General features: G+C 45.6%; 12 protein-coding genes. All 12 read left to right on the forward strand.

Features of this window, described 5'->3' with window-relative positions; genetic code table 11:
• The first annotated feature begins 241 nt into the window (after positions 1–241).
• A complete protein-coding gene (locus tag AC1WHX_RS08570; RefSeq protein WP_418236401.1) occupies positions 242–550 on the forward strand; it encodes a hypothetical protein in 309 nt (102 codons plus the stop codon).
• A complete protein-coding gene (locus AC1WHX_RS08575; protein ID WP_481229157.1) occupies positions 541–2,019 on the forward strand; it encodes a hypothetical protein in 1,479 nt (492 codons plus the stop codon). Before AC1WHX_RS08570 ends, AC1WHX_RS08575 begins: the two co-directional genes overlap by 10 nt.
• Positions 2,016–2,873 carry a hypothetical protein gene (locus AC1WHX_RS08580; RefSeq protein ID WP_297930289.1) on the forward strand — a complete coding sequence of 286 codons (858 nt, stop codon included), beginning with the start codon at positions 2,016–2,018 and terminating at the stop codon, positions 2,871–2,873. Before AC1WHX_RS08575 ends, AC1WHX_RS08580 begins: the two co-directional genes overlap by 4 nt.
• Positions 2,870–3,841, forward strand: coding sequence for a hypothetical protein (locus tag AC1WHX_RS08585; protein WP_481229158.1), 972 nt, complete (start codon positions 2,870–2,872; stop codon positions 3,839–3,841). Before AC1WHX_RS08580 ends, AC1WHX_RS08585 begins: the two co-directional genes overlap by 4 nt.
• The gene (locus tag AC1WHX_RS08590) at positions 3,838–4,440 is read left to right on the forward strand and encodes a hypothetical protein (RefSeq protein WP_481229160.1); all 603 of its coding nucleotides are present in this window, start codon (positions 3,838–3,840) and stop codon (positions 4,438–4,440) included. Before AC1WHX_RS08585 ends, AC1WHX_RS08590 begins: the two co-directional genes overlap by 4 nt.
• A complete protein-coding gene (locus AC1WHX_RS08595; protein ID WP_122304095.1) occupies positions 4,437–4,805 on the forward strand; it encodes a hypothetical protein in 369 nt (122 codons plus the stop codon). The genes AC1WHX_RS08590 and AC1WHX_RS08595 overlap by 4 nt, the downstream gene beginning before the upstream one ends.
• The gene (locus tag AC1WHX_RS08600) at positions 4,798–5,319 is read left to right on the forward strand and encodes a glycoside hydrolase family 108 protein (protein ID WP_122304094.1); all 522 of its coding nucleotides are present in this window, start codon (positions 4,798–4,800) and stop codon (positions 5,317–5,319) included. The genes AC1WHX_RS08595 and AC1WHX_RS08600 overlap by 8 nt, the downstream gene beginning before the upstream one ends.
• Positions 5,316–5,813, forward strand: a complete 498-nt coding sequence (locus AC1WHX_RS08605; RefSeq protein WP_481229161.1) for a hypothetical protein — start codon at positions 5,316–5,318, stop codon at positions 5,811–5,813. Before AC1WHX_RS08600 ends, AC1WHX_RS08605 begins: the two co-directional genes overlap by 4 nt.
• An 83-nt stretch (positions 5,814–5,896) precedes the next feature.
• On the forward strand, positions 5,897–6,307 hold the full coding sequence (locus AC1WHX_RS08610) for a DUF2442 domain-containing protein (RefSeq protein WP_481229162.1): 411 nt from the start codon (positions 5,897–5,899) through the stop codon (positions 6,305–6,307).
• Positions 6,304–6,519 (forward strand): hypothetical protein, encoded by a 216-nt coding sequence (locus tag AC1WHX_RS08615; RefSeq protein WP_481229163.1) that lies wholly within the window; start codon positions 6,304–6,306, stop codon positions 6,517–6,519. Before AC1WHX_RS08610 ends, AC1WHX_RS08615 begins: the two co-directional genes overlap by 4 nt.
• Positions 6,520–6,694: 175 nt before the next feature.
• Positions 6,695–6,877 (forward strand): type II toxin-antitoxin system HicA family toxin, encoded by a 183-nt coding sequence (locus AC1WHX_RS08620; protein WP_297930273.1) that lies wholly within the window; start codon positions 6,695–6,697, stop codon positions 6,875–6,877.
• A 66-nt stretch (positions 6,878–6,943) separates the two neighbouring features.
• Positions 6,944–7,339, forward strand: coding sequence for a type II toxin-antitoxin system HicB family antitoxin (locus AC1WHX_RS08625; RefSeq protein ID WP_297930270.1), 396 nt, complete (start codon positions 6,944–6,946; stop codon positions 7,337–7,339).
• The last annotated feature ends 879 nt before the right edge of the window (positions 7,340–8,218 follow it).

Consider the following 8,218-nt stretch of genomic DNA (forward strand, 5'->3'; position numbering starts at 1 on the left):
TATAAAAATATTTTTTTATGTACTTATAATATTCCGTTTTGACATCAAAAATACAATTATATAAATGATTTTCAGATACTCAAATTGAACTAAAATAAAAACGGGAGATATACAACGTTCTTGGCTGCACGATGCGCTGAGAGTAAGATATGCGTTGCATTTCCCGGACGATCCGGGAAATATGATGCCCCGTCTCCCCGCTGTCCTTTCCCGCCACCGTTCGGGACGCTATTTTTGGACTATGGAACTGATCAACGGCATAGATGCCCTTCGATGGGCTAAAGAGATATCGAAGCTGCCTGATGGCTGCTTTACGATTGCATTCTTCCCTTACTCCCGTAAGAAAGGCGTATCGTCATACCGCCTGAAGACCTTGAGCGGCTGCAAGTATCGGGCTCAGTTGCCGGACGAACGCTTCTCGATCGACAGCGACAACCTGTTTTTATTCTACGATGCCGAGGGCAGCCCCAAGTGTTGTTACCGGATCTTGATCCGTTACATGGGCTTCCCGCAAGATAACTTCAAACTAAAACGTATAACATGGCTTTGACAGACGACAGTGAAATAAAGCTGATGGGTAACATGGGCTGTTACTTGGACGAAAACAACATCATCTCGTTCCAGACCGGGATGTCCCTGTCTGTGGCGGATACTCCCGACTTCGATCCGGACAATATCGTCTGGAGACAACCGGATGTGCAATGGCTCAACGTATGCGGGTATAACGTGTGTGCCCGGGGTGTGAACAACCGCCTGTGCGAGGAGATAGAACAGGACATAAAACGCAACCGCCTGCTTCCCCGTCTGATAAACAAACAGGTGAACATGCTTTATGGCAAAGGACCTGCCATATATATCGAAGGGAAAGAGGGTAATAAACCGGTGCGTAACTGGACCGGGCAGCCCGATATACAGCGGTGGCTCGACAGCTGGCAAGACAACGGGCTGGAAATGTCTTATAAAGATTATGCCTTGGCGCTGATCAAGCGATACTACTTTTTCAGAGATTACTTTACGAAATGGAGGATGTCTTCGGGACGGATTATCGGGCGTGTTCCCGTGGCCGGTCTCGAACTGATGGAGAACAAGCATTGCCGGCTGGCGACGACAAAGCGGGATGTGGTTACTTCATTGGTGCAATATAATGACTTCCGGTATATTGCCATCGGAAACTGGAACTACGGGGCGGCACAATTCAAGATATATCCCAAATTCGACCTTCGGGAGGTCGGCAATTACAGGTTTGCCGCCATCTCTCATCACCGAGAAAGCTCGGTCGGCGATTTCTACGGCTGCAATGAGACGCATGAGGGAACGAAGCCTTGGATAAAAGGGGCGAACGAATCGCCGGAATATATCAACTCTTTTCTTAAAAACAGTCTGGCCGCCAAGGTACATGTGGTTATCCCCGCCGCTTGGATAGAGTCGAAACGCAAACAGATAAGCGCCATTTGTCAGGAAAATGTTCTTCGGAAGAAGGATAATAAAGAGTTGTTTACTTACAACGGCATCGATGTGGGTACGAAATTCAGCGAATCATCCCTGATCAGGTACATGAACCTCGAATTGCGCCGGCTGTCGAAATACCTCTCCGGAAAAGACAATCAAGGCAAGGCCTACGCAACTACCTCTTTCCGCACCGGAGCGAATGAAGAGGAACGCTGGCGCATCGAGACGGTGGATCTGAAATATAAAGAGTATATCAGTTCATTGATCGAGTATGACAAGCGTGCCGATGAAGTGCTGCTGGCCGCTGTGGGGATGGACTCTTCTATTTCGAGCGTGAGCAAAGACGGCGTGATCAGCAAATCGGGAGCGGACGTGTATTACAATTATCTTATTTATCTGCTGACCCTTACTCCGGATGACGAAAAGTGTTCCGAGGCGTTCAATATGGCGATCCGGGTCAATTGGCCGGAGTTGTACGCACAAGGTTACCGCATCGGGTATTACCGGGAGACTCCGAGCCGGCAGGAGGAAGTATCGCCGGATAACCGTTTAAACAAGCAGGAAGTATGAAAAAAGTATTGGAAGAACTATTCGTTACCGTTCAGGACTTCAGGGAGACCGTTCCGGGCATCGACAGCCAGGTGAATTTTGCCGACCTGAACAGCTCGGCCGTTTCGGCAAAGAAAATGGTCGTCAATATCATTACGGCAGCCGTTTACAGAGAAATCGTGTCCGGAGGAGAAACGGATGCTCTCTCTTATCTGAGGTCGGCCGTAGGCAATGCGACCAAATACAAGGAGAATATATTCGAGGTGCTGAAAAAACGCAAGGCCGACGGAGGGGACATCTACAAGTATGAATTGGAAGGCATGCGACGGCAGTATATCGATAACTACTATAATGCGATGGACTCGCTGATCGCCGAGCTGGAGAATTTCGAGTCATGGAAATTGTCTCCTTATTACCGGCTTCGGGAAAAACTCCGGATCAAGACTGCAGAAGAGTTTGACTCTCTGTACCCGATAGATTGCTCATATCTGTTCTTTTTCCGGACGACGCCACTCCAACGAGAGGTATTGTCCGACACGATAGGGGCATATTTCAACCGCATCGAGGGGCGTGAAGCCGACTTCGAAGACAAACTCAAGTTGGCATTGGCATTGACGGTCGTGGCTCTGGCCATCTCCCGGTTCGACATTATCGAGTTGCCGGCTACCATCCGGAGTCTGTTCGATGACAGCAAGGCTTCCCGAAACGGGCAGAACGAACAAGATCGCCTGTTAACGTTGGCGGAGTCGTTGATGAACAAGTCTTCTGAAATATTGAAAAGCGTGGACATGGCGCTGGACGAGTCCGGGACGGGAGATATTTGTACCGAGACATCGTTTGCCCGTCCCGATGATAAAATTTATTTGATGCCATGAAGAGAATAGAATTTGTCGTTAAAGATAAGACGTACGGCATACCGAATGCGTGGGAACTGCTGACTCCGGAGCAATATATGGATGTCTGCCGGTTACTGGTCGATTTTGCGGCCGGAAAATATTCGGTCATGGAAGTCAGGTTGCGGTATGTTTGTCAGATGATGGGCTGGAATCCGGACAAGGTCAAAGGTGATGCCGCTTGGCAAAATCTGTATCTGCTGGCTCGGCAGGCGGACTTCATGTTTGAGATTGTCTATCCTGCCGGTACGCTGGACGGAGTGCCGAAAGACATTCGGGAGCAAGCCCGGAAGACAGAGCCGGTCGACTTCCCGCCGGCATATTCGCGGTATTTGTCGAAACAAGAGTATAAATACCGTATCGACGCTTGCTTTGCCAAGCAGCTGATCCCCGATTTTATATTCGATAAGCAACAATACCGAGGATATGAAATCAGGACGGATTTTGACCGGATCACCTGTAACCTGACAGCCGTTCAGTTTATCGAGGCACGGCAGATTTTATCCGAAATACACGGTTCGACCGATAAGCTGCCCCTGCTGGCCGCCATTTTATACCATCCCGGTACATACAGTTCCGCCGGCGCTCACCGGCTGGCCGGGTCTTTTAAAAATCTCGATTCGGTACTCCTTCAGGCCATATCGATCAATTTCCAGGCATTTACGGCGTTTTTGTTTACCCGGACACCGTTCTCCATCTTATCGGCCGGCAAGGACGAGCCGCTTCCGGCTATCTGCACCGGTATGCTCGAGAGCCTCTATAACCTGTCTCAAGACGGCATCGGTGACCTCACGGCCGTAGAGCGTATGGATTGCATCACGTACTTGATTATCCTCCGGAAGAAGCTGATCGAGTCGGTAAAGACGATGCGGGATTATAAAATAGAAAAGACGGAAATCTCCGAAAAGACCGGATTACCGATAAAAATCATAAACAAAATATTGTCATGAACAGAAATATTATCATCGATCTGTTTTTATACTTCGCCCGTTTTCCACAACGGCAGGGAGTACTCGATATCTTCAACAAGGGGCGTTCGGAGATACCCGGATACGACTCTTTGAAATCGCTTGTCGAATCGATGCCCGACACGCCCGTACTTCCCGAAGTTGGGGGATTTGTGTTCGGCCCTAACTTCGATGCCGTGAAAACCTGTGTCTCTCAACTGACCGGATATTACCTGTTTGTCGATTATGGAGATATAAAGACCGATACCGATAAGTCGAACCGGATTGCGGATACTTTTCAGGTGGCGGCTACGATTGCCGGAAAGACAACCGAATTTACCGGAGACCTCGTCGATCAGACCTTGATCTCGGCGAATACGCTCGACATGGTGACCCGGATGCGGAACTTGATGATACAGGAGCAACGGGAGCGTTATTCATTCAAGAAGATTTCGGACAAGCATTCCATAACGCCGTTTATCAGCCCTGAGTTCGAGTCCATAGGCTGGACGCTGATGTTCGACCGGCAGGCATTCGACCTGTTCGATGCGAAAAAGATGTCCTTTTCGGGCGACCGGAAAACAGATAATTTTGGATTATGAACGAGTTGCTGATCATATTGACAAGTCTTTTCGGCGGGCTGAACATCTTTCAGTTCTTCTTTTTCAGGGCAGAAAAGAGAAAGGCTTTCGCACAAGCCGACAGCATGGATCTGGAGAATGCTCGTAAGGCTCGGGAGATACATAAGGACGATTATGAGCATCTGTCTAAAAAATGCGACAAGCTCACACAGGATTATTTCCTGATGCTCGAGAAAGCCCAGAAAGCGATGGAAGAGGTCTCCGAGCTGAAATGTGAGATCGCCTACCTTAAAGGGCTACGGTGTTACGTCACCATTTGTCCGAACCGGATACAGCGGAAAGAAGATTTTAATAATACGAAAAATAACGTACAACAAAATGGCTGATATAAATAAACTCGTTCCCATCATCTTCAGATGGGAAGGCGGATGGGCCGACCACAAGGCCGATAAGGGCGGTAAGACGAACATGGGTGTCACCCTCGCCACATGGAAAAGTTGCGGATATGATAAAGACGGAGACGGTGATATCGATGCCGATGATCTCCGGCTGATCACGAAAGAGGATGTCGTGAATCTGTTGAAAACTCATTATTGGGACAGGTGGCAGGCCGACCGGATACGCAGCCAGGGCCTTGCCAATATTCTGGTCGACTGGGTGTGGGCATCCGGAGCAAATGGTATCAAGATACCACAACGGTTGCTCGGCCTCAAACCCGACGGAATTGTCGGACCGGTCACTTTAGATACTTTGAATTCGGTGAATCCGGTAAACTTCTTTCAGGTTGTTAAAGAAGAGAGGATCAGGTTCTGCCGGCAGATCTGTGAGCGTGATCCATCGCAGAGGGTTTTCCTGCAAGGCTGGATCAACCGGATCGATGATATAAAATATGTGTCATGAAAGTGTTTGCGTTTTCATATTTTGTTGTTTTGGTTGGTGTTTGCTTGCCGGGATGCCGTGTGCACCGGCAAGCTTCATTAAGTACCGACCTGCAGGAAAACGCTACCCGGATTTCACACGCTACCCGAATTCATGAAGATACCGTCTCTGTCGTGTCGGTTGCGACCGGCTCTTCGTCCGGAATTGAATGGAAATACACTGAAACTTACTATCCTTCCGTTCCCGAAGATACCGTACCGAAATTGAAATCCCGCTCTTGGGAGGGAAAGCGGACGTCTTCTGATACGAATGTCTATAATGCTCAAAATGCCGATCGTAAGACTGTCTTTCAGTTTGCTGATACGACCGACAGGCGGGCGACCGCCTCTGTCCGGTCTGTATCGGAAAAAGAGTCCACTCCGACCTTGGGGAAGGCTTTTCTTAAAATTGGCTTAATAATGATTGGTTTGGCTATTGCGGCATGGTATCTGTTTAGGGACAAATCTTCATTATGATACTATTCTCGATTTGAATTTATCTGAAAATAAATCTATTAGAACGTATAGGTAATAATTTTATTACCTATATTTGTAGTATCATGCTAAAAGTAGATAAAATATGGATTACACCTACTGCCGTACATATATTGACGGCAGACGGACGTACTGCACACGAGAATTTTGATGATTATCCTCGTTTACGATGGGCTACACCCGAACAACGTGCTAATTATGAAACAAGCAGTTTCGGAATACACTGGCCGGATGTGGATGAAGATTTGAATTTCGAGGCTTTTTTCCGTGATAGGCAGGCACAAACACCGTTATATAAATTATTTATGGAATATCCCGAATTGAACGCTTCGGCTGTTGCCCGCCGTTTGGGAATACGCCAGAGCCTATTGGCTCAATATATCAGCGGTACTAAAAAACCTTCTGAAGAAAGATCCAGAAAAATATTGAATGCGATTCATGATATAGGCAAAGAGCTGATAGCAGTAAGTTTATGACAATAAAAAAGATAACTACAGAAACCGAATACCGGAGTATTTGTGCGATGATGGACGATATCATTGCAAAAGGAACGGCTCTTGGTGATATGGAAGCTTTACCTCAGACCGATAAAGATGAATATATGCGTTTGTCTTTATTGGTGAGAGAATGGGAAAAGATACACTATGCTTTTCCTCTTATTATTAAACGTAAATCTTTAAGAATTTAACAAAACAGCCCCATCAAAGTGACGGGGCTGTTTTTGTAATATGTAAATGGCATATTGAGTTGTATCTCGAAATATAGTTAAACAAGTATAAAGGTATCATTTTTGTTACATAATTGTTTGTGGTTAGATAACATATTCGTTACCTTTGTGCCATAATCAAATAGATCATTGAAATATGAAAACATCGGAAATAACAAAACTGCTCAATAAAGCAGGGTGTTATGTAGTCCGGCATGGTTCACGCCATGATCTTTGGTTCAGTCCGATTACAGGAAAAATATTTTCTGTTCCCCGACACACAAGCAAAGAAATTCCTTCCGGTACTGCACGAAGTATTAAAAAAGATGCGGGGATTTAATCCTCGCGCTTTTTTGATTCCGATTCATGTTTCAATGACTTTTGATTATATTAAAATTATGCGGATATGAAAGTAACGGCTATCGTAGAATTGAGCAAAGACGGCTTGTTCGGTATTTATATTTCGGACGAGTTACCCGGATTCGGGTTGAATGGTACTGGAAATTCTGTTGAAGAGGCGAAAAGGGACATGCTGTCGGCATACGAGGAAATTAAGGAGATGTTTGCGGAACAGGGTAAAGAGATTCCGGAGTTGACTTTTTCTTATAAATATGATCTGCCTTCATTTTTCGATTATTTTTCATGGATCAACGTTTCTGAATTTGCAAAGAAAATCGGTTTTAATGCTTCTCTTTTACGGAGATATAAAAGCGGTTCGAAACTTGCATCTGAAGAACAGTGTAAGCGCATCGGTGTCGGTTTAAGTAAACTCGTGAAGGAGTTGAATGATGCGACGATATAACGCAGTATCCGTTCAATTGATACTATTTGATTATGACCGGTTGCTCAGGAGAATCTTTTCCTGAGCAACTTTTTTATGCGGCTAACCGTAAAGACAGCCCTGCCGAAACGGTAGGGCTGTTTGCTTCCGACCTTAAGGGAGGCTTTTCTTAAAATTGGCTTAATAATGATCGCTTTAGCGATTCCGATCACATTCTTATTTAAAGCTAAACCGTTGAAAATAAATGGTTTATATCTTGCGTTATCTCCTTTTCGATGCTATCTTTATACTATAAATAAAACGTTGGAATAGAGGTATTTATAGTATATACGACGCTCCCGGTCATACGGCATCTATATATTTTATAGAAATCGAATGTTTTGCAAAAATCCGGGAGCAGGCAGAGAGGGGGACGCCGGGAGGCGGAGTCCTTTCACTCGTCTCCGTATCCCGTAAATGTATTCTTCTGATTACGGCTCTTATTTAAAGCTAAACCGTTGAAAATAAATGGTTTATATCTTGCGTTATCTCCTTTTCGATGCTATCTTTATACTATAAATAAAACGCTGGAATAGAGGTATTTATAGTATATACGACGCTCCCGGTTACGCGTGTTGCGTATGTTTTGCAAAAATCCGGGAGCAGGTAGAGAGGGGGACGCCGGGAGGCAGAGCCCTTTCGCTCGGTTCGTTACCCAAAGTGTATCGGTTGGCTAAACCGATCATTATTAAGCCAATTTTAAGAAAAGCCTCCCTTAAGGCCGGAAGCAGTGGTATGTGATAAATTTTAATATTGTATTTATATTTTCAAGTTAAAAAAATTGGAATACGAAAAATTTTAATTACGTTTGCAGACAGAAGTTACGAAAAGAGTGTAATTTATTGGAAATGAGCGTAGGTT

The sequence above is a fragment of the Coprobacter sp. genome, assembly GCF_982436375.1.

What these genes read in the sequence shown, in the direction of transcription:
- AC1WHX_RS08570 (WP_418236401.1), top strand. Translation starts at nt 242, where the DNA reads ATGGAACTGATCAACGGCATAGATGCCCTTCGATGGGCTAAAGAGATA.
- AC1WHX_RS08575 (WP_481229157.1), top strand. Translation starts at nt 541, where the DNA reads ATGGCTTTGACAGACGACAGTGAAATAAAGCTGATGGGTAACATGGGC.
- AC1WHX_RS08580 (WP_297930289.1), top strand. Translation starts at nt 2,016, where the DNA reads ATGAAAAAAGTATTGGAAGAACTATTCGTTACCGTTCAGGACTTCAGG.
- AC1WHX_RS08585 (WP_481229158.1), top strand. Translation starts at nt 2,870, where the DNA reads ATGAAGAGAATAGAATTTGTCGTTAAAGATAAGACGTACGGCATACCG.
- AC1WHX_RS08590 (WP_481229160.1), top strand. Translation starts at nt 3,838, where the DNA reads ATGAACAGAAATATTATCATCGATCTGTTTTTATACTTCGCCCGTTTT.
- AC1WHX_RS08595 (WP_122304095.1), top strand. Translation starts at nt 4,437, where the DNA reads ATGAACGAGTTGCTGATCATATTGACAAGTCTTTTCGGCGGGCTGAAC.
- AC1WHX_RS08600 (WP_122304094.1), top strand. Translation starts at nt 4,798, where the DNA reads ATGGCTGATATAAATAAACTCGTTCCCATCATCTTCAGATGGGAAGGC.
- AC1WHX_RS08605 (WP_481229161.1), top strand. Translation starts at nt 5,316, where the DNA reads ATGAAAGTGTTTGCGTTTTCATATTTTGTTGTTTTGGTTGGTGTTTGC.
- AC1WHX_RS08610 (WP_481229162.1), top strand. Translation starts at nt 5,897, where the DNA reads ATGCTAAAAGTAGATAAAATATGGATTACACCTACTGCCGTACATATA.
- AC1WHX_RS08615 (WP_481229163.1), top strand. Translation starts at nt 6,304, where the DNA reads ATGACAATAAAAAAGATAACTACAGAAACCGAATACCGGAGTATTTGT.
- AC1WHX_RS08620 (WP_297930273.1), top strand. Translation starts at nt 6,695, where the DNA reads ATGAAAACATCGGAAATAACAAAACTGCTCAATAAAGCAGGGTGTTAT.
- AC1WHX_RS08625 (WP_297930270.1), top strand. Translation starts at nt 6,944, where the DNA reads ATGAAAGTAACGGCTATCGTAGAATTGAGCAAAGACGGCTTGTTCGGT.